The organism is Amycolatopsis bartoniae (assembly GCF_014191255.1).
Taxonomy (GTDB): domain Bacteria; phylum Actinomycetota; class Actinomycetes; order Mycobacteriales; family Pseudonocardiaceae; genus Amycolatopsis_E; species Amycolatopsis_E bartoniae.
On sequence record NZ_JACHWH010000001.1, the window covers coordinates 1,033,997 to 1,058,184 of the forward strand.

At 71.5% G+C, this 24,188-nt stretch carries 21 protein-coding genes; 13 read left to right on the top strand and 8 right to left on the bottom strand.

The window, feature by feature from the left end:
• Positions 1–3 precede the first annotated feature (3 nt).
• Entirely contained in the window at positions 4–792 is a 789-nt protein-coding gene (locus FHX82_RS05080; protein ID WP_145938519.1) for an LLM class F420-dependent oxidoreductase, read from the top strand.
• A 19-nt stretch (positions 793–811) separates the two neighbouring features.
• Positions 812–1,948 (top strand): MFS transporter, encoded by a 1,137-nt coding sequence (locus FHX82_RS05085; protein ID WP_145938520.1) that lies wholly within the window; start codon positions 812–814, stop codon positions 1,946–1,948.
• Here the strand turns inward: FHX82_RS05085 and FHX82_RS05090 are convergent.
• A complete protein-coding gene (locus FHX82_RS05090) occupies positions 1,917–2,285 on the bottom strand; it encodes an Rv2175c family DNA-binding protein (RefSeq protein WP_145938521.1) in 369 nt (122 codons plus the stop codon). The two genes, FHX82_RS05085 and FHX82_RS05090, sit on opposite strands and share 32 nt — an antisense overlap.
• Positions 2,286–2,396: 111 nt before the next feature.
• Here FHX82_RS05090 and pknB point away from each other — a divergent pair, with 111 nt between their 5' ends.
• From pknB to FHX82_RS05110, 4 genes are all read left to right on the top strand, one after another.
• Positions 2,397–4,373, top strand: a complete 1,977-nt coding sequence (pknB, locus tag FHX82_RS05095) for a Stk1 family PASTA domain-containing Ser/Thr kinase (protein ID WP_145938522.1) — start codon at positions 2,397–2,399, stop codon at positions 4,371–4,373.
• Between the two features lie 193 nt (positions 4,374–4,566).
• A complete protein-coding gene (locus FHX82_RS05100) occupies positions 4,567–5,877 on the top strand; it encodes a wax ester/triacylglycerol synthase family O-acyltransferase (protein WP_145938523.1) in 1,311 nt (436 codons plus the stop codon).
• Positions 5,878–5,911: 34 nt separating this feature from the next.
• Positions 5,912–6,475, top strand: coding sequence for a 2'-5' RNA ligase family protein (locus tag FHX82_RS05105; protein WP_145938524.1), 564 nt, complete (start codon positions 5,912–5,914; stop codon positions 6,473–6,475).
• Between the two features lie 12 nt (positions 6,476–6,487).
• Entirely contained in the window at positions 6,488–6,859 is a 372-nt protein-coding gene (locus FHX82_RS05110) for a VOC family protein (protein ID WP_145938525.1), read from the top strand.
• Here FHX82_RS05110 and FHX82_RS05115 read toward each other — a convergent pair whose 3' ends face one another.
• The 4 genes from FHX82_RS05115 to gltB form a co-directional block, all read right to left on the bottom strand.
• Positions 6,860–8,251: a class II 3-deoxy-7-phosphoheptulonate synthase gene (locus tag FHX82_RS05115; RefSeq protein WP_183176481.1), complete on the bottom strand. Its 1,392-nt coding sequence runs from the start codon at positions 8,249–8,251 to the stop codon at positions 6,860–6,862. It abuts the gene before it with no gap.
• Between the two features lie 69 nt (positions 8,252–8,320).
• Positions 8,321–10,465 (bottom strand): MMPL family transporter, encoded by a 2,145-nt coding sequence (locus FHX82_RS05120; RefSeq protein ID WP_145938526.1) that lies wholly within the window; start codon positions 10,463–10,465, stop codon positions 8,321–8,323.
• Positions 10,466–10,619: 154 nt separating this feature from the next.
• Complete coding sequence (locus FHX82_RS05125; RefSeq protein ID WP_145938527.1) at positions 10,620–12,125, bottom strand: glutamate synthase subunit beta; 1,506 nt, start codon at positions 12,123–12,125, stop codon at positions 10,620–10,622.
• A complete protein-coding gene (gltB, locus tag FHX82_RS05130) occupies positions 12,118–16,689 on the bottom strand; it encodes a glutamate synthase large subunit (protein ID WP_145938528.1) in 4,572 nt (1,523 codons plus the stop codon). Before gltB ends, FHX82_RS05125 begins: the two co-directional genes overlap by 8 nt.
• 501 nt (positions 16,690–17,190) lie before the next feature.
• On the opposite strand from gltB, the gene FHX82_RS05135 reads away from it, so the two are divergent.
• The 3 genes from FHX82_RS05135 to FHX82_RS05145 are packed head-to-tail and all read left to right on the top strand — an operon-like array spanning position 17,191 to position 19,896.
• Positions 17,191–18,108, top strand: a complete 918-nt coding sequence (locus tag FHX82_RS05135; RefSeq protein ID WP_183176482.1) for an ABC transporter substrate-binding protein — start codon at positions 17,191–17,193, stop codon at positions 18,106–18,108.
• Positions 18,095–19,123, top strand: a complete 1,029-nt coding sequence (locus FHX82_RS05140; RefSeq protein ID WP_145938529.1) for a FecCD family ABC transporter permease — start codon at positions 18,095–18,097, stop codon at positions 19,121–19,123. Before FHX82_RS05135 ends, FHX82_RS05140 begins: the two co-directional genes overlap by 14 nt.
• Complete coding sequence (locus tag FHX82_RS05145) at positions 19,120–19,896, top strand: ABC transporter ATP-binding protein (RefSeq protein WP_145938530.1); 777 nt, start codon at positions 19,120–19,122, stop codon at positions 19,894–19,896. The genes FHX82_RS05140 and FHX82_RS05145 overlap by 4 nt, the downstream gene beginning before the upstream one ends.
• Here the strand turns inward: FHX82_RS05145 and FHX82_RS05150 are convergent, their stop codons facing one another.
• Positions 19,897–20,619 carry an SDR family oxidoreductase gene (locus tag FHX82_RS05150; protein ID WP_145938531.1) on the bottom strand — a complete coding sequence of 241 codons (723 nt, stop codon included), beginning with the start codon at positions 20,617–20,619 and terminating at the stop codon, positions 19,897–19,899.
• Positions 20,620–20,669: 50 nt separating this feature from the next.
• On the opposite strand from FHX82_RS05150, the gene FHX82_RS05155 reads away from it, so the two are divergent.
• Both FHX82_RS05155 and FHX82_RS05160 read left to right on the top strand, forming a co-directional pair.
• On the top strand, positions 20,670–21,266 hold the full coding sequence (locus FHX82_RS05155; RefSeq protein WP_145938532.1) for a TetR/AcrR family transcriptional regulator: 597 nt from the start codon (positions 20,670–20,672) through the stop codon (positions 21,264–21,266).
• Positions 21,267–21,285: 19 nt separating this feature from the next.
• Positions 21,286–22,074 (top strand): SDR family oxidoreductase, encoded by a 789-nt coding sequence (locus FHX82_RS05160; RefSeq protein WP_145938533.1) that lies wholly within the window; start codon positions 21,286–21,288, stop codon positions 22,072–22,074.
• 25 nt (positions 22,075–22,099) lie between these two features.
• On the opposite strand, the gene lgt is transcribed toward FHX82_RS05160, so the two are convergent.
• Positions 22,100–23,041: a prolipoprotein diacylglyceryl transferase gene (gene lgt, locus FHX82_RS05165; protein WP_145938534.1), complete on the bottom strand. Its 942-nt coding sequence runs from the start codon at positions 23,039–23,041 to the stop codon at positions 22,100–22,102.
• A gap of 85 nt (positions 23,042–23,126) precedes the next feature.
• Here lgt and FHX82_RS05170 point away from each other — a divergent pair, with 85 nt between their 5' ends.
• Together FHX82_RS05170 and FHX82_RS05175 are read left to right on the top strand one after the other, a co-directional pair.
• Positions 23,127–23,354: an AbrB/MazE/SpoVT family DNA-binding domain-containing protein gene (locus FHX82_RS05170; protein WP_145938535.1), complete on the top strand. Its 228-nt coding sequence runs from the start codon at positions 23,127–23,129 to the stop codon at positions 23,352–23,354.
• 4 nt (positions 23,355–23,358) lie between these two features.
• A complete protein-coding gene (locus tag FHX82_RS05175) occupies positions 23,359–23,760 on the top strand; it encodes a type II toxin-antitoxin system VapC family toxin (RefSeq protein WP_145938536.1) in 402 nt (133 codons plus the stop codon).
• On the opposite strand, the gene FHX82_RS05180 is transcribed toward FHX82_RS05175, so the two are convergent.
• Positions 23,761–23,937, bottom strand: coding sequence for a hypothetical protein (locus FHX82_RS05180; protein WP_183176483.1), 177 nt, complete (start codon positions 23,935–23,937; stop codon positions 23,761–23,763).
• Positions 23,938–24,188 lie beyond the last annotated feature (251 nt).

The following is a 24,188-nucleotide window of genomic DNA, read 5'->3' on the forward strand; positions in this document are numbered from 1 at the left end:
GCCATGACTTCTGCTTCGACGAGGCCGGTGCGCATCGGCCTGCAGCTGCAGCCCCAGCACGCGGACTACAAGTCCATCCGCGAGACCGCTGCCCGCGCCGAGGACCTCGGTGTGGACATCATCTTCAACTGGGATCACTTCTACCCGTTGCGCGGCGAGCCCGAGGGCAAGCACTTCGAGTGCTGGACGATGCTCGGCGCGTGGGCCGAGTCCACGTCGCGCGTGGAGATCGGCGCGCTGGTCACGTGCAACAGCTACCGCAACCCGGAGCTGCTCGCCGACATGGCCCGTACCGTCGACAACATCAGCGACGGCCGCCTGATCCTCGGCATCGGCGCCGGCTGGTTCGAGAAGGACTACACCGAGTACGGCTACGAGTTCGGCACCGCGGGCAGCCGCCTGGCCGACCTCGCCGAGGCCCTGCCGCGCATCGAGTCCCGGCTGGCGAAGCTGAACCCCCCGCCCACGCGGCACATCCCGGTGCTCATCGGCGGCGGTGGCGAGAAGAAGACGCTGAAGCTGGTCGCCCAGCACGCCGACATCTGGCACGGCTTCGGCAAGCCCGACGTCGTCGAGCGCAAGGTCGGCATCCTCAAGCAGCACTGCGCGGACGTCGGCCGCGACGCGGGCGAGATCGAGATCTCCACCGGTGTCGAGGGCGACCCGGGCGAGCTGGGGCCGAAGCTGCGTGACCTGGGCGTGTCGCTGTTCACCGTCGGTGTGAGCGGCCCGGACCACGACCTGGAGCCGCTCAAGAAGTGGATCGGCTGGCGGGACGCGCACAACTCCTGAACCCGTCCACAGTGGACCGATGCTGGGCCGCTACCTGACCGGAGCGGCGCTCGCGCGGACCGGCGACGAACTGTCCGGTCCGGCGGTGCTGCTGCTGGGGCTTTCCGCCACGGGGTCACCGGCGGCCGCGTCCGCGCTGCTGGCCGGGCTGACGGCGTCCTCGGCGCTGGGTGGCCCGGCCTTCGGCGCGTTCCTCGACCGTACGGCACGCCCCGGCCGCCTGCTGGCCGTAACGCTCGCCGCGTACGCGCTGGGCCTGGTGGCGGTGCTGACCGCCACCAGGCACCTGCCGTGGCCCGCCGTGCTCGGGCTCGCGGCGCTGACCGGACTGTTCAACCCTGCCGTCGCGGGTGGCTGGACGTCGCAGCTGCCGAACGTGCTCGGCGGGCGCGCACTGGCACGGGCAACGGCACTGGACGCGGCGACGTTCAACGCCGCGAGCCTCGCCGGTCCGGCGCTCGCCGCCGTCGTCGCCGACCGCCTGGGCGCGCCGGCCGCGGTCGCCGTGGCGGCCGGGCTCGTCGCGCTCGCCCTGCCCGCCGCCTGGTCGTTGCCACGCACGGAAACCCGGCGCGACCGGACGCACTGGAGCGCGGGATTCGCCGTGCTGTGGCAGCGGAAAGCCCTGCTCCGCGCCACCCTCACGACCACCGTGTCCTACGTCGGCGTGGGCATGGTGACCGTCTGCTACCCCCTGCTCGGCGCGGCGCACTTCGGCGGCGCCACCCGGGGCGCACTGCTGCTGGCCGTGCTCGCCGCCGCGGCACTGGGCACCGACGCCGTGCTGGCGCGGCACCCGTGGCGCGGGCGGCCGGACACGCTCGTGTTCGCGAGCACGTTCGTCCTCGCGGCGAGCGCGGCGCTCAGCGTCCTGTCCCCGGTGCTCGCCGCCGTCGTCGCGGGCGTCGGCGAAGGACCGCAGCTCACGGGGCTGTTCGGTGTGCGGCACCGCGAAGCGCCGGACCACCTGCGGGCGCAGGTGTTCACCATCGGGGCCAGCGTGAAGGTCAGCGGGTTCGCCGCCGGATCCGCGCTCGGCGGCGCGCTGGCCGCCGGCTCGCTCACCGGCTGCCTGCTCGCCGCCGCCGCGGTGCAGCTGGCCGCCGCGGGCGGCTACCTCGCGGTCAGAACGCCATCGCCTGCGCGCGGCGCTTGACCTCGGTGCCGTGGTTCATGCGCAGGGCGTTGACCGGGGTGGTGCCGGGCAGCGACTCGTCCTCCGAGTACAGCCACCGCAGCATCTCCGTGCGGCTGAACCCGGCGTCGGTGAGCACTGTCAGCAGCCCGGCCAGCCCCTTCACCGGGGCGTTCCCGGCGAGGAAGTCGGCGGGCACGTACAGCTCACCGGCACGGCGGATCGCGAGCAACTGCCCGTCCCGCAGCAGCTGCCTCACCTTGTTCACGGACAGGCTCAGTACCTCGCTCACCTCGCCCAGCGAGAGCACGGCGACGTCCGGCCCGAGCACGTCATCAGCGACTGGAATCGCACTCACAGCTGACACTGTGCCACACGGGGTATCACCGAGCGCAATATCGAACGTTCGGAGTAACCAAACCTGAATCCGGCGCCCGGAGTCGACCCGGAAGTCCGTACCATCGCGGGCGTGACAACCACCGATACCGGTCTGGCCGGAACGCTACTGGAGCGGCGTTACCGGGTCGACTCCCCGATCGCCCGGGGCGGCATGTCCTCGGTGTACCGGGGCGCCGACACCCGGCTGGATCGCCCGGTCGCCATCAAGATCATGGATCCGCGGTTCGCCGACGACCGGTCCTTCGTCGAGCGGTTCGAGCGCGAGGCCCGCTCCGCCGCCCGCCTGCACCACCCGAACGTGGTCACCGTGCACGACCAGGGCTTCGACGGCGACCACGTGTTCCTGGTGATGGAGCTGGTCGACGGCGGCACGCTGCGCGACCTGCTGGACGAGCGCGGCCGCCTGGAGGTGCCGCTGGCGATCGCGGTCGCCGAGCAGATGCTCGCCGCGCTGTCCGCCGCGCACGAGGCCGGGCTGGTGCACCGCGACGTCAAGCCCGAGAACGTGCTGATCGGGCGCACCGGCACGCCGCCGACGGGCGTGGTGAAGGTCGCCGACTTCGGCCTGGTGCGCGCCGTCGCCAGCGCGGGTACGACCAGCTCCAGCATCATCCTGGGCACCGTCGCGTACCTCTCCCCCGAGCAGGTGACCACGGGCCTCGCCGGCGAGCGCGGCGACGTGTACTCGGCGGGCATCGTGCTGTACGAGATGCTCACCGGCCGCGCCCCGTACACCGGTGACACCGCGATCTCCGTGGCGTACCGGCACGTGAACGACGACGTGCCCGCGCCGAGCACCGTCACGCCGGGCGTGCCGCCCGCGCTCGACGACCTCGTGCTGCGCGCCACCCGCCGCGACCAGGAGGCGCGCCCGGCCGACGCCGGGGCCTTCCTGCACGAGCTGCGCCGGATCCGCGCGTCGCTTGGCATCGGGCCGGTCACCATCCCCGTACCGGGTGACCAGCCCTCGTCGTTGCCGGACGCGGAACGGACCGTCCCGGCGTTCGCCCCGGTCGGGAAGACTTCACCGATCACCGGTCCGCAGGGCACGCGCATGACGCCGCGGCCCATGGGCCTGCCCTCCACCGCCGTCCCCCGGATGCCACCGCCCGCTCCGCCGTCCGGTCCAGCCGACTCCGACCCCGAGGGTGTCCGGCGGCCCGCCCTGATCTGGTCGATCGCCGCGGTGCTGCTGGTGCTGATCGGCGTCGGCATCTGGTGGGTCGCCGCCGGGCCGACGAGCACGAACAGCACGTCGGTGCCGCAGGTGGCGGGCCTGGACAGGGCGAGCGCGGAGAAGAAGCTCACCGACGCCGGGTTCACGGTCAAGTTCACCCAGCAGCGCGACAACACCGTCGCCGCGGGCCTCGCCGTGCGCTCCGACCCCACCGCGGGGTCCGGTGCCGTCAAGGGCAGCCAGGTCACGGTCGTGCTGTCCGCCGGGCGCCCCACGGTGCCCGACATCAGCACCAGCACCTCGCTCACGCAGGCCGAGTCGGCCATCATCGCCGCCGAGCTGGTGCCCCAGCACGACGCGAACGCCGACCAGTTCAGCACCACCGTGCCCAGCGGCAACGTCATCAGCGTGAACCCGCAGCCGGGCACGCAGCTGGACCTGAACTCGCCGGTGTCGATCATCGTGTCGAAGGGCCCGCCGCCGCAGCCGGTGCCCGACGTCGTGGGCCTGTCCCACGACCAGGCGTTCCAGAAGCTGCAGGCCGCCGGGTTCGAGCCGTTCGACGCGGGCACCGAGTTCTCCGGCGACGTCGACGCCGGTGCGGTCACCAGGACCAGCCCGGCGGCCAACAGCCAGGTCACGGACGGAAGCAAGCGCGTCGGGGTGTTCACCAACGACGGCGTGCAGGTGCCGTCGGTGCTGGGCCGCTCGCTCGACGACGCGGTGCAGACACTGCAGCAGGCCGGGCTGCAGGCCGACATCAAGGGCGGCAAGGGCAACCGCGGCTTCGGTTTCGTCGTCGACCAGGACCCGGATCCGGGCAAACTGGTGAAGAAGGGGTCGAAGGTCCAGCTGCGCGTGTTCCCGTGACGGTTTCCGATCGGTCCTGCCCGCGAACCTTTTCCGCGGCCCGCAGTTTCCACTGTGGACGGTGAATCCTCCTTTCGAGTGAAGGAGAGTTCTGTTAGCGCCGCGGAAACACACCGACTACCCTCTTGTCACGTCCGTGGGTTCCAGTAGTGGTCCGATCGATTTCCGGAAACCGACCACAGAAGGGTCGATCATGACCGGCCGTCAGCTCAGCGGGCTCGATGTCGCCTTTCTCTGCCTGGACGGGGAAACGACTCCCATGCACATGGGCGCGGCGGCGGTGTTCGCCCCTGCCGCCACCACCGCGCCGGAACGCCTCGCGGACCTGCTCGTCGAACGCGCGGCCCGCGTGCCCCACCTGCGCAGGCGGCTGACCGCGTCGCTGCTGCCGCCCGGCGGGGCGTACTGGAGCGACGACCCGCGCTTCGACCCCGGCAGGCACGTCCAGGTGCGGGAGCTCGGCGAGGACTGCTCGGAGGACGCGCTCGCGCGGCACGCCGCGTCCTGGATGGAGGAGCCGCTCGACCTGCGCCGCCCGCCGTGGCAGGTGCGGCTCGTCACCGGCCTGCCGGACGGGCGGTTCGCGCTGCTGCTCAAGCTGCACCACGCCTTCACCGACGGCACGGGCGCGTTCGCCGTCGCGGCGGGCCTGCTCGACGAGCTGCCCGTCACGGCGGCGTTGCTGGCCGCCGCCGAACAGCCCGAGCCCGTGACACGGTCACCGCTCGCGGCGCTCCGGGACACGATCAACGAGGCCGGGGAGAACCTGGGCATCGCCTCGGCGGTGCTGCGCGCGGCGCGACCGTACCCGGTGTCCCCGCTGGCGGCGCCCAGCTCGGCCAGCCGCCGCCTCGGGTTCGTCCGGCTCGACCTGGCCGACTTCGCCACGATCCGGGCGGCGCACGGCGGCACCGTCAACGACGTGCTGCTCGCGGTGCTGTCCGGTGCGCTGCGACGGTGGCTCGTGGACCGCGGCAGGCGCGTCGCGGGCCGGCCGATCCGGGCGCTCATCCCCGTGAGCACCCGCGCCCGCAGCGGCGGGGCGGGCGGCAACCAGCTGTCCGGTTACCTGTGTGAGCTACCCGTCCACCTCGAAGATCCGGTGCGGCGGCTGCGGGAGCTGCGGAAGTCGATGAGCAGGCACAAGGCCGCGGGCCCGCTGTCGGGTGCGGGCGCGCTGCCCGTGCTGGCCGGGCGCATCCCGTCCCCCGTGCACCGGGTGGCGACGCGGTTCGCCGGGCAGGCCGCGGGGCTGCTGTTCGACATCGTCGTGACGAACGTGCCGCTGCCGAAGCTCGACCTGGCGCTGGACGGCGCGCCGCTGCGCGAGGTGTACCCGCTGGTACCGCTGGCCGCGCGGCACGCGGTCGGCATCGCCGCGGCCGTGCACGCCGATTCCGTCCACATTGGACTCCAGGTGAACGGCGCCGCCGTGGCGGACACCGGTTCGCTGCGTGACGCCGTGCTCAAGTCGGCCGCGGAGCTGTACGAGCACTCGGTCTGACGCTTTCGTGACCTTGGTGCGGCAGAATGTTTCCATGCCGGTCCCCACTGCCGCATGGCTTTCGCGTGCCACGAGGAGCGCGCTCATCGTCCCGGTGCCCGAGACCGAGCAGCTCGTGGACGCCCACCGCCGCACGCTCACGGGCACGCCCCCGTCGAGCGTGCCCGCCCACGTGACCGTGCTCTACCCGTTCGTCCACCCGAGCCGGATCGACGCGGCGACCTTCGATGCGCTCAGTGCCGTGCTGGGCGGGATTTCCGCGTTCGAGTGCGCCTTCACGCAGGTCCGGTGGTTCGACGACGAGGTGGTGTGGCTGCAGCCCAAACCGGACGAGAACTTCCGGACACTCACCCGGGTGGTGTGTGAACGTTTTCCGACACATTTGCCTTACAGCGGGGCACATCCGGACACGGTGCCGCATCTGACCGTCGTGGACGGTCGCAACGGGGACGCCGAGGGCAAACGCCGGATAGCCACGGACATCGCGGCGCATCTGCCGGTGCACGCGCGGATCGACCGGGTGCGCCTGGTGGCGGGCGAGGACGAGCACGGGCCGTGGCGCACGATCACGGAGTTCCCGCTGGCCGTGCCGGCGTGAGATCATCGGCCGATGCTTCGGTTGGGCACGGTCGTGCTGGGAGTGGAAGACCTGCACCGCGCCGCCGCCTTCTGGCAGGGCGCGCTCGGTTACGTCCCGCGGGACGGTGAACTCCGGCCGGGACAACGGTTCGCGGTGCTGGTGCCGCCCGAGGGCGGGCCGGGGCTGGCGCTGGGCGTGAGTGAGACCCCGGTGCAGGAGCACCCGCGGGTCCACGTGGACCTGTACGCCGCGGATGCGGCGGATCAGGTCGCCGAAGCGGAGCGCCTGGTGACCCTCGGCGCACGGCACGTCGACTGGGACCGCTACCCGGAGGACGCGGACTTCGTCGTGCTCGCCGACACCGAGGGCAACCGCTTCTGCATCATCGACACGAGCCGGTGATCAGTTGCGGAGCATCTCCGCCACCAGGAACGCCAACTCCAGCGACTGCTGGGTGTTCAGGCGCGGGTCGCACGCCGTCTCGTAACGACCGGCCAGGTCCAGGTCCGAGATCTCCTGCGCGCCGCCAAGGCATTCGGTGACGTCCTCGCCCGTCAGCTCCACGTGGATACCGCCGGGGTAGCTGCCCAGTGCGTGGTGCACCTCGAAGAAACCCTGCACCTCGTCGATGATCCGGTCGAAGTGGCGGGTCTTGTAGCCGGTGGAGGACTCGTGCGTGTTGCCGTGCATCGGGTCGCACTGCCAGATCACCTTGTGCCCGGTGGCCTCGACCTTCTCCACGATCGCGGGCAGCACCTCGCGGACCTTGCCGTTGCCCATGCGGGAGATCAGCGTCAGGCGGCCGGCCTCGTTGCGCGGGTCGAGGCGCTCGACGTACTCCACCGCCTGGTCCGGCGTGGTGGTGGGGCCGATCTTGAGGCCGATCGGGTTGGCCAGCAGCTCCGCGAACGCGATGTGGGCGCCGTCGAGCTGGCGGGTGCGCTCGCCGATCCACAGGAAGTGCGACGAGAGGTTGTACAGCTTCGGGTTCGACGCGTCGGCGTTGTCCAGCCGCAGCAGGGCGCGCTCGTAGTCCAGCAGCAGCGCCTCGTGGCTGGCGAAGATCTCCGTGGAGTGCAGGGACGTGTCGGTGACGCCGCAGGCGGACATGAAGCGCAGCCCGCGGTCGATCTCCCCCGCCAGCGCCTCGTAGCGCTCACCGGCGGGCGAGGTGCGCACGAAGTCCTTGTTCCAGTCGTGGACCTTCGTCAGGTCGGCGAGCCCGGACGCGGTGAGGGCGCGCACGAGGTTCATCGCCGCGCCCGCGTTGGCGTAGGCGCGGATCATGCGGCCCGGGTCCGGCACGCGCAGCTCGGGCTTGGCGACCAGGGAGTTGACGATGTCGCCGCGGTAGACGGGCAGGCCCAGCGCGTCGGTGGCGTTGGAGCGCGGCTTGGCGTACTGCCCGGCGATCCGGCCGACCTTCACCACGGGCAGGCTGGCGCCGTAGGTGAGCACGACGGCCATCTGCAGCAGGGTCCGCAGGTTCGCGCGGATGTGCGGCTCGGTGTTGGACTCGAACGTCTCCGCGCAGTCGCCGCCCTGCAGCAGGAACGCCTCGCCGCGGGCGACCATGGCGAGCCGCTCGCGCAGCCGGTCGATCTCGACGGGCACGGTGATCGGCGGCACGCTCTCCAGCACGGCCCGCACGCGCCGGGTCGCGTCCGGGTCCGGCCACTCCGGCTGCTGGGCCGCCGGGCGCGACAACGCCTCGTCGAGGCGTTCACGCAGCTCAGGCGGGAGCGGGGGCAGTTCGGGAAGGGTGTCGACGGGGACGTCCACGGTCCAGTTCACGGGGTCCAGGATATGGGGTCCCCGCCCGCCGCCCGTCGTCGCGTCGGTCACGACGACGGGCGGCACGGCTCAGCCCCTGGCGCTGGTCACCGGCTCCCGGGGCTCCGGCGCCTTCGCGCGGACCCGGCCCGGCCACCACGCCGCGCGGCCCACCAGCGCCGTCAGGCTCGGCACGAAGAACATCGCCATCACGAACGCCGCCACGAGGATGCCGAACGCCAGCGCGAAGCCCATCTCGGCGAGCAACGCGTTCCCGGCCAGCATCAGCGCGCCCAGCGAGCCCGCGAGGATGACGCCCGCCGCGGCGATCGTCGGGCCGGTGTGCCGGATCGCGAGCGCCGCCGCCTCGTGGGGCGACTTGCCCTCCTTCGTCTCCTCACGCAGCCGCGCCATCATCAGGATGTTGTAGTCGGTGCCCAGCGCCACCACGAACATGTAGATGATCAGCGGGATCATGAAGATCAGCCCCGACTCGCCGACGATGCCCTGGAAGAGCCACGTCGTCGCGCCGAGCGTGGCCGCGAAGCCCAGCCCCACCGACGCCATCACGTACCACGGTGACACGACGCTGCGCAGCATCAGCCCGAGCACCAGCATGATCAGCACCGCCGCCACCGGGAACACCACGCGGTAGTCGCGGTTCATCGTGTCCTGGATGTCGACGTACACCGCCGTCACGCCACCCACGAGCGCCTTCGTGCCCGCGGGCGCGGAGGCGTGCGCGGTGTCGCGCAGCGGCCCGCCCACGGTGTGGATCGCCGCGTCGGATGCCGGGTCGCTCGTGAGCGTCACCGAGTAGTTCGCCGTCGTGCCGTCCTTGCTCAGCTGCGGCTGCCCGACCGCCCCGACACCGGGCACCTTGCGCAGGTCCGCGCCGAACCCGCCGAGCGACGTCTTGTCCAGCGGCCCGTTGTCACTGCGCAGGTAGACGTTCGTGGGCGACGTCGCGCCCGGCGGCAGCCCCTTCTCCAGCGACTTCATCGCCACCTGCGACTCGGCGGTGTCCGGCATGGACCCGGACGCCAGGTCGAACGTCGGGTTGAAGTTCACCAGCCCGATCGCCAGCGCCACCATGATCACCCCGGACACGCCCGCGAACACCGCGGGCCGCCTGCCCACCGCCCGGCCGACGGCGGCGAACCGCGCCGCCTCCGGTTCGCGGCGCCACGCCTTCGACGGCCAGAACACCTTGGTGCCCAGCAACGACACCACGGCGGGCACCAGCGTCAGCCCGGCGAGCAGCGTGACCGCGACGGCGATCGCCAGCGACGGGCCCATCGAACGGAAGAACCCGAACAGCGACAGTGCCATCGTCAGGAACGCGATGATCACCACCGCGGCCGCGGACGTGATCGCCTCGCCCACGCGGCTCACCGCAGTCACCATCGCCCGCTTCGGGTCGTCGCCCGCCCGCAGCCGTTCGCGGTAGCGGAACATGAGGAACAGGATGTAGTCGGTGCCGACGCCGAACAGCACCACGATGAGGATCGACGAGATGGAGCTGTCGGCCTGCATCCCGAACAGCTTCACCACCCAGCTGATGAGCCCGTTCGCGATCTGCGACACGACGCCGATGAGGACGATCGGCAGCAGCGCGATGATCGGGCTGCGGAAGATCACCAGCAGCAGCACGAGGATCAGCAGGACGGTCGCGATGCCGACGATGGAGTTGGAGTTCTTCGACGCCTCCTGCGAGTCCAGCTGCTGCGCGACGGTGCCGGTGGTGCCCGCCTTCAGGTCACTGCCCGCGACGAGCGACTGCAGTTCGGTGCGTAGCCCCTTCGCCGCGTTCGTCAGCTCCTGCGCGTTCCCGCCGGACAGCTGCGGCATCTTCACCGCCGAGAGCTGCACGAGGTTGTTCGGCGACGGCTGGGCGGGCAGCACGGCCTCGACGTCGGTGAGGTGCTTGCCGCCGAGGTCCGTCACGACCTGGCTCACCTTCGCCGTGTCCTGCGAGTTCAGCGCGGCGCCGTCGGCCCGCTCGAACACGATGATCATGGACGGGGTGAAGGCGCTGGGAAACGCCTGCTGCCCGAGGTTCGCGGCCTGGATGGACTCGTAGTCCCGCGGTAGCGCGTCGCTCTCGTCCGTGCTCTTGGGCAGCGCCGGAGCGGTCGCGATCACGACGATCGCGAGCAGCACCCACGCGGCGATCACCCACCACGGCCGGTGCACGACCAGCCGCCCCAGTTTCGCGAACACACCGGTGTCCATGAACCACCCCTCGGAAGAAGCCCCTGTGAACGACGCCAGTGAACCGGCGCCGCCCCCGGGCCGCCACGTGTGCGCGGTCACTGCTGAGAGTTCGCTGAGACACGAAAAACGGGCACCCGGCGTCGTTGCCGGGTGCCCGTCGGTTCTACGCCGCTTACACCACCGCGAGTGGCAAAGCGGTGGGGTGCACGGGGGCGGGAAGGTCCGAGGCGCCGGTGAGGTAGGCGTCCACGGCGTTGGCCACCGAGCGGCCCTCCGCGATCGCCCACACCACCAGGGAAGCGCCGCGGTGCGCGTCGCCGCAGACGAAGACGCCCGGGGCGTCGGTCTGCCAGTCCGCGCCGCACGAGATGCGGCCGCGGGAGTTCAGCTTGATGTCCAGGTCGTCGAGCAGGCGCATCTCCTCGACGCCCTCGAAGCCGATCGCCAGCAGCACCAGGTCCGCCGGGATCACCTCGACCTCGTCGGTCACCGGCAGCACCTGCCTGCGGCCCGACTCGTCACGCGACACCCGCACCTTCTGCAGCTCGATCGCCCGCACGTGCCCGGAGTCGTCGCCCACGAAACGCTTGACCGCGACGCCGAACAGACGCTCACCGCCCTCCTCGTGCGCCGGGTACGTGCGCAGGATGTACGGCCACGTCGGCCACGGCGAACGCTCCTCGTCGCGGGTGGCCGGCGGCATCGGGTACTGGTCCAGCTGCGTCACCGACAGCGCGCCCTGGCGGGTGGCCGTGCCGTAGCAGTCCGCGCCCGTGTCCCCGCCGCCGATGACGATGACGTGCTTGCCCTTCGCGTCGATCTCCGGCGGCCCGTCGCCCTCGCACTGCTTGTTGGCCTGCACGAGGTGCTCCATCGCGAGGTGCACGCCCGCCAGCTCGCGCCCGGGCGTCACCGTGTCGTCGCGGCCGCGCAGCGCGCCGACCGCGAGCACCACCGCGTCGTGCCGGGCCCGCAGCTCCTCGACGGTCAGATCGACGCCGACCTCGCAGCCGGTGACGAACTTCGTGCCCTCCTTGCGCAGCTGCGCCAGGCGGCGGTCGAGGTGCTTCTTCTCCATCTTGAACTCGGGGATCCCGTAGCGCAGCAGCCCGCCGAGGCGGTCGTCGCGCTCGTACACGGTCACCTCGTGCCCGGCGCGCGTCAGCTGCTGCGCCGCCGCCAGACCCGCCGGGCCGGACCCGACCACCGCGACCCGCTGCCCCGAGGACACCTCGGCGACCTGCGGCTCGACGATGCCCATCTCCCACGACTGGTCGGCGATCGTGGCCTCGACCTGCTTGATCGCCACCGGCCCGCCGGACAGCGGCGAGATCGACAGCGTGCACCCGGCCTCGCACGGCGCGGGACAGAGCTTCCCGGTGAACTCCGGGAAGTTGTTCGTCGCGTGCAGGCGGTCGCTCGCGGCCGCCCAGTGGCCCTGGCGCACCAGGTCGTTCCACTCCGGGATCAGGTTGCCCAGCGGGCAGCCGGAACTGCCGGAGTGGCAGAACGGGATACCGCAGTCCATGCAGCGCGTGGCCTGCGTGCGCACCTTCTTGTTGCGTTCCTCCGAGGAGTCGTACGCGTAGACCTCACGCCAGTCCTGCACCCGCTCGTCACGCGGCCGCTTCTTCGGCTCCTCGCGTTCGAACTTCAGAAAACCACGGGGGTCAGCCATTCGCGGCCTCCATCACAGCCTCGTCGACGTCACGCCCCATTGCTTTCGCCGTTTTCATCGCCTGCAGCACGCGCGCGTAGTCACGCGGCATGACCTTCGTGAACGACGCCGACCGCCGGGGCCAGTCGCCGAGCAGTGACGCCGCGACCGTCGAGCCGGTCAGCTCGCGGTGCCGGGTCACGATTCCCTTGAGCCAGGACAGGTCCTCGGGTTCGAGCGGGAGCAGGTCGACCATCTCGCCGTTGACCCGCGAGTGGTCGAGGTCCAGCACGTACCCGATGCCGCCGGACATGCCGGCCGCCAGGTTCCGCCCCGTCGGCCCGAGCACCACGGCCCGGCCGCCGGTCATGTACTCGAACGCGTGGTCGCCCACGCCCTCGGCCACGACGGTCGCGCCCGAGTTGCGGACGCAGAACCGCTCGCCGACCTGGCCACGCAGGAACATCTCGCCGCCGGTCGCGCCGTAGGCGAGAGTGTTGCCCGCGATCACCTGCCGCTCGGCGGCGAACGTCGCGGCCGGGTCGGGACGCACCACGATCCGCCCGCCGGACAGGCCCTTGCCGACGTAGTCGTTGGCGTCGCCGACCATCTCCAGCGTGACGCCACGCGGCAGGAACGCGCCGAGCGACTGCCCGGCCGAACCGGTGAGCCGCACGTGGATCGTGCCGTCCGGCAGGCCCTCCCCGCCGTAGCGGCGGGTGATCTCCGACCCGAGCAGCGTGCCGACGGTGCGGTTGACGTTGCGGACCGGCAGCTCCAGGCGCACCGGGTGCGCGTCCTCCAGCGCCGCCTCGGCGAGCTGGATGAGCGTGCGGTCCAGCGCGTGCTCCAGCCCGTGGTCCTGCTCGCGGATCTTGCGGCGCGACCCGCCGTACGGGGTGTCGGTGGGCATCTCGAAGATCGGCCGCAGGTCGAGGCCCTTGGCCTTCCAGTGCTCCACCGCGTCGTCGACGTCGAGCACGTCGGCCCGGCCGATCGCCTCGTCGAGCGTGCGGAAACCCAGTGCCGCCAAGGTTTCCCGCACTTCCTGCGCGACGAACCGGAAGTAGTTCACCACGTGCTCGGCCTGCCCGGTGTAGCGCTTGCGCAGGTCCGGGTTCTGCGTCGCGACGCCGACCGGACAGGTGTCCAGGTGGCACACCCGCATCATGATGCAGCCCGCGACGATGAGCGGCGCCGTGGCGAAGCCGTACTCCTCCGCGCCGAGCAGCGCGGCGACCACGACGTCCCGGCCGGTCTTCATGGCGCCGTCCACCTGCACGGTGATCCGGTCGCGCAGGCCGTTGAGCATCAGCGTCTGCTGCGTCTCGGCGAGCCCGATCTCCCACGGCGTGCCCGCGTGCTTGAGCGAGTTCAGCGGGGAGGCGCCGGTGCCGCCGTCGTGCCCGGAGATGAGCACGACGTCCGCGTGCGCCTTGGACACCCCCGCCGCGACCGTGCCGACGCCGAGCGAGGACACCAGCTTCACGTGGATGCGGGCCTTCTCGTTGGCGTTCTTGAGGTCGTGGATCAGCTGCGCCAGGTCCTCGATCGAGTAGATGTCGTGGTGCGGCGGCGGGGAGATGAGCCCGACGCCCGGCGTCGAGTGCCGGGTGCGCGCGATCCACGGGTACACCTTGTTCGGCGGGAGCTGGCCGCCCTCGCCGGGCTTCGCGCCCTGCGCCATCTTGATCTGGATGTCGTCGGCGTTGACCAGGTACTCGCTGGTGACGCCGAACCGGCCACTGGCGACCTGCTTGATCGCGCTGCGGCGCTCCGGGTCGTACAGGCGCTCGGCGTCCTCGCCGCCCTCGCCGGTGTTGGAGCGGCCGCCGATGCGGTTCATCGCGATCGCGAGCGTCTGGTGCGCCTCCGCGGAGATCGAGCCGTACGACATCGCGCCGGTGTTGAAGCGCTTGCAGATCGACTCGATCGACTCGACCTCGTCGACGGGGATCGGCTGCCGGCCGCTCTCCTTGAACTTGAACATGCCGCGCAGCGCGCCGCCTTCGCGGGCGAGGCGGTGCACCTCGTCGCTGTAGGCGCGGTACGCCTCGTCGCGGCGGGTCTTCGACGCGTGCTGCAGCAGGAACACCGTCTCCGGCGTGAACAGGTGCAGCTCGCCCTCGCGGCGGTAGGCGTACTCGCCGCCGCTGTCCAGCCGCCGGTGCACGCGGTCGGTGGGGTTGTCCGGGTACGCGCGGCGGTGGCGCATCGCGACCTCTTCGGCCAGCACGTCCAGCCCGACGCCGCCGAGCTTCGACACGGTGCCGGTGAAGTACTCGTCGAGCACTTCCTGCGACAGGCCGAGCGACTCGAACACCTGCGCCGCGGTGTACGCGGACACGGTCGAGATGCCCATCTTCGACATGATCTTCTGCACGCCCTTGACGAGCGCCTTGACGTAGTTGCGCACGGCCTGCCGCGGCTCGATGCCCGACAGCATGCCCTGGTTGACCATGTCTTCGAGGGTTTCGAAAGCCAGGTACGGGTTCACCGCCGCGGCGCCGTAACCGAGCAGCAGCGCGATGTGGTGCACCTCGCGGGCGTCGCCGGACTCGACGACGAGCGCGACGCGCAGCCGCTCCTTGGTGCGCACCAGGTGGTGGTGCACCGCGGACACCAGCAGCAGCGACGGGATCGGCGCCATCCGGTGGTCGGAGTCGCGGTCGGACAGCACGAGCGTGCGCGCGCCCGCCGCGATGGCCTCGGACGCCTCGCGGCGCACGCGCTCGACCGCGTCCGCCAGCGCCTTGCCCCCACCGTCCACTTCGAACAGTCCGGACAGGACGGTGCACGCGAAGCCGGGCAGGTCCCCGTCGTCGTTGATGTGGATGAGCTTCGCCAGCTCGTCGTTGTCGATCACCGGGTACGGCAGCTCGATGTGGCGGCACGACGCCGGGCCGGGGTCGAGCAGGTTGCGCTCGGGACCCATGATCCGGCTCATCGACGTGACGAGCTCCTCACGGATCGCGTCGAGCGGCGGATTGGTGACCTGCGCGAAGTTCTGCTTGAAGTAGTCGTACAGCTGCCGGGACCGCTGGGACAGCACCGCGGGCGGGGTGTCCGTGCCCATCGAGCCGATCGGCTCCGCGGCCTTCTGCGCCATCGGCGCCAGCAGGATCTTCAGCTCCTCCTCGGTGTAGCCGAAGGAGAGCTGGCGGCGCAGCACCGAGTCGTGGCTCTGGGTCACGTGGTCGCGGTCGGGCAGGTCGGCCAGCTGCAGCAGGCCCGCGTGCACCCAGTCGCCGTACGGCTGCTGCCGGGCGAGCGCTGTCTTGACCTCGTCGTCGGCGACGAGCTTGCCCCCGGCGGTGTCCACGAGGAACATCCGGCCCGGCTTGAGCCGCCCCTTGGCCACCACCTGGTCCGGCGGCACGTCGAGCACGCCGGCCTCGCTGGCCAGCACCACGCGGTCGTCCGCCGTGCGCCACCAGCGCGCCGGGCGCAGGCCGTTGCGGTCGAGCACCGCGCCGACGAGCGTGCCGTCCGTGAACGTGACGCACGCCGGGCCGTCCCACGGCTCCATCAGGTTGCCGTGGAACTGGTAGAACGCGCGGCGCTCCGGGTCCATCGACGTGTTGTTCTCCCACGCCTCCGGGATCATCATCAGCACCGCGTGCGGCAGGCTGCGCCCGCCCAGGTGCAGCAGCTCCAGCACCTCGTCGAAGGAGGCGGAGTCCGAGGCGTCCGGCGAGCAGATCGGGTACAGCCGCGAGAGGTCGCCCGGGATCAGGTCGGACTCCAGCAGCGCCTCGCGGGCACGCATGCGGTTGCGGTTGCCGCGGACGGTGTTGATCTCGCCGTTGTGCGCGACGAACCGGAACGGGTGCGCCAGCGGCCAGGACGGGAAGGTGTTGGTGGAGAACCGGCTGTGCACCAGCGCGATCGCGCTCGCCAGCCGCTCGTCACGGAGGTCCGCGAAGAACGCCGGCAGCTGCTCGGGGGTGACCATTCCCTTGTAGACCAACGTCCGCGACGACAGCGACGGGAAGTACGTGCCGCACTCGGCGACCACACTGTCGTGCTCCACGCGCTTGCGCAGGCAGAACGTCAGCCTGTCCAGCTCGATACCGGCCGGGCGCACGCCGTCGGAACCCGGCTTGCCCGCGACGAACAGCATCGCGAAGTGCGGCATCACCGAACGCGCGGTGGGCCCGATGTTCGCGGCGTCGGCGTCGGCGGGCACGTCGCGCCAGCCGAGCACGTCGAGGCTCTCCTCCTCGGCCAGGCGCTCGATCAGCGACACGGCCTTGGCCCGCCGCTCGGCTTCCGCGGGCAGGAACGCGATGCCCGCCGCGTACCGGTGCTGCCCACCGGCGGCCGGCTCCGGCAGCTCGAACGGGGTGACCGCGCGCAGCAGCTCGTCGGGCAGCTGCAGCAGGATGCCGGCGCCGTCGCCCGAGGTGGGCTCGGCCCCCGCGGCACCGCGGTGGTCGAGGTTCATCAGCGCCGTCAGGCCGTCGGTGACGATGCGGTGCGAGCGCCGTCCCCGGATGTCGGCCACCATGGCGACACCGCAGGAGTCCTGTTCGAGCGCGGGGTCGTACAGACCCTGCTTGCCTGGAGTGGCGGAGAAGATCATGCGGGGACCTCCTTCGTCGTCGTCGTGCTCAGTGCGGAAAGTTCCCCCGGTCTTGCTGTGCTCGGGACGACGATGGCCCGCTGATTAGCGCGACCTTAACACCCAGGAAACATGACAGCACCCTCTCGAGATGTGGATTTTCTTCTCGGGGAGGTAACGATCTGGCTGCGGAGAACGACTTCGTTCTTGATGCGCTCGTTCCGGCGGGGGAACGGTTCCAGTGTAGGTCGCGCGTATCCGTCAAGATTACGTGAACGTTGCCCGAACGGGCCAGATCTCGCGGTGGTAGCGTAAGTCACTGCTGGTCAGCGGCTTGCCGGCCAGTGGTGCGCGGACGGGGAAACCGGTGGGAATCCGGTGCTGTGCCGCAACTGTGACGGTCCGTACACGGGCCGAAGCCAGATCGCCGTCGCGCGCCGACGCCCCTCACCTCCGGCTCAGAGGTGCGGCGTGACCGGGCACGGCACGGCGCGACGCCGGGGGCCGTCCACAGAGGTCCAGATGACACGCCGGTTTCCGCTCCTGCTCGTGGTCCTGCTCGTGCTCGCCGGCTGCGCCAGCCACCAGCAGGACGAGGCTTCCCCCGCGAAGCCCGACACCGAGGCGGTGTTCCCGGTCACCATCGGCTCGGTGACCATCGACTCCCAGCCCGCCCGGATCGTCTCCCTGTCGCCGTCCGCCACCGAAACGCTGTTCGCGCTGGGCGCGGGCGCGCAGGTGGTCGCGGTCGACTCCCAGTCCGACTACCCACCCCAGGCGCCGCACACCGCGTTGTCCGCGCTGAGCCCGGACCCGGAGGCAATCGCGGGCTACCACCCCGATCTTGTGGTCACTTCTGCCGACACGAACGGCCTTTCGGCCGCGCTCGCGAAGACCGGCACGAAGACGCTCGTGATGCCGGACGCGAAGACCCTCGACGACGCCTACGCCGAGTTCCTCGACCTCGGCCGGGCCACCGGCCACCAGGCCGAGGGCGAGAGCCTGGCCCGCCAGACCCGTTCCGACATCGACCAGGTGATCGCCGCCACGCCGAAACCGGCCCGGCCGCTCAGCTTCTACTGGGAGCTCGACCAGACCTACTACAGCGTGACGTCGAAGACGTTCCTCGGGCAGGTGCTCGCGCGGTTCGGGCTGACGAACATCGCGGACGGCACCGACCCGGCCGCCAACGGGGGCTACCCGCAGCTGTCCGCGGAGCGGATCCTGCAGTCCGATCCGGACGTCGTCTTCCTGGCGGACACGAAGTGCTGCGGGCAGAGCGCGCAGACCGTCGCCGCCCGGCCGGGCTGGAACACGCTGACCGCCGTCAAGGAGGGGCACGTCTTCCCGCTCGACGACGATCTCGCCTCGCGGTGGAGCCCGCGCATCGTGGACCTCGTGCGCGCGATCTCAGCCGACGTGACCGATGCGGGCAAGTAGGGCGCACGTCACGCGCCTGCGCCCCTGGCTCGTCGTCGCCGCGGTGCTGGTGCTGCTCGTGGCGCTCCTCGCCGGGGTCCTGATCGGCGCCGCGGACCTGGGCTGGCGGCGGGTGCTCGGCGAGATCTTCGCCGAGGCGACCGGCGGGCGCTCGCCGCTGACGGCCCGCGAGGCCGCGATCGTGTGGCAGCTGCGGGTTCCCCGCGTCCTGCTCGCGGGGCTGGTGGGCGCCGCGCTCGCCATGTCCGGCGCCACGTTCCAGGGCGTGTTCCGCAACCCGCTCGCCGACCCGTACCTGCTGGGCGCGGCCGCGGGCGCGGGGATGGCGGCGACGATCGTGGTCGTCGCCACCCCCGGGGCGAGCGGCTGGGTGCCGCCGGCCGCGTTCGCCGGGGCTCTCGGCGGCGTGGGGCTGAGCTGGCTGCTGGGCCGGACCACCGGGGGCGGCGGCACAGCGGGCCTGCTGCTGGCGGGCGTCGCCGTCGGGTCGTTCCTGTCGGCGGTGCAGACGTTCGCGCAGCAGCTCAACACCGAGACGATCCGGCAGGTCTACACGTGGCTGCTGGGCGGGCTGAACGTCAGCGGCTGGCACGAGGTCCTCGTCGCCCTGCCCTACATCGCCGTCGCGGCGGTGATCCTGTGCGTGAGCGCGCGCCTGCTGGACGTGCTCTCGCTCGGCGACGCGGAGGCCGAGTCGCTCGGCGTCCGGCCCGCGCGCGTCCGGCTGCTGCTGCTCGCCGCGGCGTCGCTGGCGACGGCGGCCGCGGTGTCGGTGAGCGGGCTGATCGGGTTCGTCGGCATCGTGGTGCCACACGTGGTGCGGTTGCTGGCCGGGGCCAGCTACCGCGTAGTGGTCCCGCTTTCGCTGCTGGGCGGGGCGGTGTTCCTGATCGCCGCGGACCAGGTGGCCCGTACGGTCCTGCCGGGCGAGCTGCCGCTCGGCGTCGTGACGGCGTTCGCCGGGGCACCGTTCTTCGTGGCCGTGCTGCGGTCCTCACGGGGGAAGGTGTCATGACGGCGCTGCGGTTGGAGGGCGTGCGCGCGGGCTACGACGGGCGCGAGGTCGTGCACGAGGTGTCCGTGACGGTGCCTGCGGGCAGCTGGCTCGCGATCGTCGGGCCGAACGGCGCCGGGAAGTCCACGCTGCTCAAGACGATGGCCGGGCTGTTGCCGGGCACCGGCCGCGTCCTCGTCGACGACCGGCCGGTGCCTTCGTTGTCCCGCAAGGAAAAGGCGCGGAAGCTGGGGTACGCGCCGCAGGACGCGGTGCTGCCCGCCGGGCTCACCGTCACCGACTACGCGTTGCTCGGCCGCACCCCGCACCTGGGTCTGCTCGCGCGCGAAAGCGCGGCCGATCTGTCCGTTGTGGACGAAGCACTCGCCCGGCTCGACCTCGCCGGGCTGGCGGGACGCGCCCTGGGCACGTTGTCCGGCGGTGAGCGCCAGCGCGCGGTGCTCGCGCGGGTGCTGGCGCAGCAGGCGAGCGTGCTGCTGCTGGACGAGCCGACGACGGGGCTGGACCTCGGGCACGCACAGGCGATGCTGGAGCTGATCGACCGGCTGCGCCGTGAGGACGGCACCACCGTGGTGTCCACATTGCACGATCTGACGTTCGCCGCCCAGTACGCGGACCGGGTGCTGCTGCTGTCCGACGGCACGGTCGCCGCGGCCGGAAAACCGGCGGAAGTCCTGACGCCGCAAGCACTCGCGCAGCACTACGGCGCGACCGCCGACATCCTGACCGCGCCCCGCGGCGAACTGGTCGTCACCCCCGTCCGCCCCCGCTGACTAGCTCTGCGCCGTCGGGCGCACCACGACCTCGTTCACGTCCACGTCGGCCGGCTGCCCGACGGCGAACGCGACCGCGCGGGCGATCGCGTCCGGGCCGATGGCGACCTTGTCCACCATCGCGCGCATCGGCTCCGGCGCCCCCTCGACGAACTCGGTCCTGGTCATGCCGGGCGAAACGATCGTGACGCGCAGGCTGTCGCCCGCCTCCTGGCGCAGGCCCTCGCACAACGCGCACACGGCGACCTTGGTGGCGGAGTAGACGGCTTGCCCCGGTACGGTCCGGTACGCCGAGGTCGAGGCGATCGTCACGAACTGCCCCGAGCCCTGCGCGCGGAACACCGGCAGCGCGGCGGCGATGCCGTGCAGCACGCCCTTGAGGTTCACGTCGACCATCTGGTCCCAGGCGTCCACGCGCAGCTCGTCGAGCGGCGCGACCGTGGCCACGCCCGCGTTGCCGACCAGGACGTCGAGGCGGCCGAAGCGCTCGCGGGCCACGTCGACGAGGTTCACCAGGTCCTGCCGCCGGGTCACGTCCGTCGGCGCGAAGGCAGCCTCCCCGCCCGCGCCGATGATGCGTTTCGCCAGGTCCTCCAACCGTTCCACGCGACGGGCGCCCAGGACCACCTTCGCGCCGCGCTCGGCGAGCAACAGCGCCGTCGCCTCGCCGATCCCGCTGCCCGCGCCCGTGATCGCGACGACCTTGCCTTCGATTTCCGTCATGTCCGACCCTTCCGATCAATGTAATACCCTACTTACATTACTCTGGTCGAGTGGCCAAGCGCGAGAGCTACCATCACGGGGACCTCCGGGCCGCGCTCGTCGAAGCGGCGCTGGAGCTGATCGCCGAGCGCGGGATCGACGCGCTGTCGGTCGCCGAGGCGGCCCGCCGCACCGGCGTGAGCCCGGGCGCGCCCTACCGGCACTTCCCCACGCGGCTCGCGTTGCTGAAGGCCGCGGCGACACGGGCGGCGGAGTTGCTGGCGGCCGATCTCCGTGCGGCGCTTGAGAAAACGGCAAATCCCACGGAAGCGCTCGCGGCGACCGCGGGTGCGTACGTGCGCTTCGTCGTGCGGCACCGAGCCGGGTTCGACCTGGTCTTCGCCGCACAGCTGCGCCCGCTCGCCGACCCCGCGCTCGGTGAGGCGGGGCGCGCGGTGATGGACGTCCTGCTGCCGATCGCGCTGGAGCTGACCGGGGACGCCCAGTCCGCGCTCGACCTGCTGCAGCAGCACATCGCGGCCGCGCACGGGTTCGCCGTCCTGCACCTGAGCGGCTTCATCAGCCGCTACTCACCGGGCGTCGACGACGTCGCCGAAGGCGCCGCGAACGCCAGCCGGGCCCTCGCGGCGGCTGCCCGCGGGGACTAGAACCTGTTACAGTCCGGGCATGATCCTGGATCGCTTCCGGGTGCCGGGCAAGGTCGCCGTGGTCACCGGGTCGGGGCGCGGCATCGGCGCGGCCGCCGCCGTCGCACTGGCCGAGGCGGGTGCGGACGTCGTGCTCTCCGCCCGCACCCAGGCCGACCTGGAGAAGGTCGCCGAACGCGTGGCGCGGACGGGCCGCAGGGCGCACGTCGTGCCCGCGGACCTCAGCGATCCCGCGGCCGCCGGAGCGCTCGCCGCCGCCGCGGTGGAGGCGTTCGGGCGCCTGGACATCGTGGTGAACAACGTCGGCGGCACCTATCCGCGGCCGCTGCTGGAGACCACGCCGGAGTTCCTCGAAGAGGCGTTCCGGTTCAACGTCGCCACCGCGCACGCACTGACCACCGCCGCCGTGCCCGCGATGCTGGAGGCGGGCGGCGGTGCGGTGGTGAGCATCTCGTCGAACATGGGCCGCATCGCGGGCCGCGGCTTCGCGGCGTACGGCACGGTGAAAGCCGCCCTCGCGCACTGGACGCGACTGGCGGCAGTGGACCTCGCGCCGCGGATCCGGGTGAACGCGATCGCGGTCGGTTCGGTGGCCACCTCGGCGCTCGACCTCGTGACGAGCAACGCGGAGATCCGCGAGAAGATGGAGTCGGCGACGCCGCTGCGGCGCATCGGCGACCCGGAGGACGTGGCCGCCGCGATCCTGTTCCTCGCCTCCTCCGCGGGCGCGTACGTCACCGGAAAGGTGCTGGAGGTCGACGGCGGCTTGCAGGCGCCGAACCTGGACCTCGGCCTGCCGGACCTCTAGCCTGCTGCTCCGCCCCCTACGGCGGTCACTCCGCGTCGCGGTGAGCGCCTGGTTCCAGCTCTTCGGTCTTCTGCGGTCCGGCCGGCTCTGTCCTGAGCAGTTCGGGGTCTTCGCGGGGCCCGCGGCTGCGGGCGACGAAGAAGTAGATCATCGCGCCGAGGAACACCAGGATCGCGGTCCAGACGTTGACGCGCAGGCCGAGGATGTGGTTGGCGTGGTCGGAGCGCAGGAGCTCGATCCAGAAGCGGCCGACGGTGTAGCCCGCGACGTACAGGGCGAACGCCCGGCCGTGCCCGAGCTTCAGGCGGCGGTCCATCCACACGACGAACGCCGCGACGAGGAGGTTCCAGAGCAGCTCGTAGAGGAACGTCGGCTGCACCGGGCTGTCCGGCAGGGGGATGTGCCCGAAGGCGACGCCGTCCGCCCCCTGGTCGGGGATGCTGGGGTTGCTGGGGTCGAAGCGCTGGTAGATCTCCAGGCCCCAGGGCAGCGACGTGTGGGCGCCGTAGAGTTCCTGGTTGAAGTAGTTGCCCAGGCGCCCGATGGCCTGCGCGGCCACGATGCCGGGCGCGATGGCGTCCGCCATGGCCGGCAGCGGAACCCCCTTGCGGCGGCAGCCGATCCACGCCCCGACGGCGCCGAGGGCGATGGCGCCCCAGATGCCGAGCCCGCCGTCCCAGATGTAGAGGGCCTTGATCGGCTCCTTGCCGGGGCCGAAGTACAGCTCGTTGTCGGTGATGACGTGGTACAGCCGCCCGCCGACGATCCCGAACGGCACCGCGAACACCGCGATGTCGACGACCGTGCCCTTCGTCCCGCCGCGCTCCTGCCAGCGGCGCTCACCCCACCAGATGGCGAGGATGATGCCCAGGATGATGCACAGGGCGTAGGCGCGGAGCGGGATCGGCCCCAGGTGCCAAACCCCCCGGTCGGGACTGGGGATCGTCGCGAGAAACACGGTGTGCACGGGGCCACCGTAGCCTGCGCGGACGGGGGAAGGACGTGAAGGCCGGAAAGTGGAGTATTACTCGGAAAAGTAATACTCTTACTTCGTGCGGTTGACGGAGAAGGGCCAGGTCACCATCCCCAAGGCGATCAGGGAACGGCTGGGGCTGGGTCCGGGCGACGAGGTGGAGTTCGTGCTGGACGAGGACGGTGCGCGGATCAAGCGCGCCTCGGGCAGCCCTTCCCGCGGGCGTCGCCTGGTGGAGCGGTTGCGGGGCCGTGGTGACGTGGCGCTGAGCACCGCCGAGATCATGGCCCTGACGCGGGACGTGTGACGCGTTGGCCACCCTCGTGGACTCGAACGTGCTCATCGATGTCCTCACGGAGGACGAGCAGTGGTTCGCCTGGTCGGCCGAGGCACTGGAAAAAGCCGCCGACGCGGGTCCCCTGGTGATCAACCCCATCGTCTACGCCGAGGTTTCGGTGCGGTTCACGAAGATCGAAGACCTCGACGACGCACTGTCGCCGGACGACTTCAGCCGAACGCCGTTACCGTGGTCGGCCGCCTTCCTCGCGGCCAAGTGCTTCGAGACCTACCGCCGCGGGGGCGGTACGAAGACTGCGCCCCTACCGGACTTCTTCATCGGAGCACACGCGGCGGTCTCCCGGTTCGCACTGTTGACCAGGGATGCGGCGCGGTATCGCACGTACTTTCCGACGGTCGAGCTGATCACCCCGTGATCAGCGGCCCGCTTCTCGCCCGTTGAGGAACGCCGAACCCACCGCGAGCACACAGCCGACCCCGAAGATGGCCGTCAACCACACCGGCCCACCCCGCCAGCCGTTCCAGATCCCGGCGGCGGCCATCAGCACGGCCATGACGATGTTGCGCAACTGCAGGGGAGACGGCTTGGCCATAGCCCCAGCCTTTCACGGCAACGACAGAACACCGGCACCCCACCCCACAGAACCCCGCAACGAAAACCGAGCAACGCCCCCTCCCCGCCCGGTCCTCCCCCGTCCCCGATACAAAGCCGTCATTAGCGGTCGGCACGGTGTGTCAAGGGTGAGGCGAAGCCTCATCGCGCAGCGACGCCGAAGGCGCCCTTGACGCACCGTGGCGACCGTTAAACAATCAGCGATCGGGGCGCCCACGCAACCACCATCGC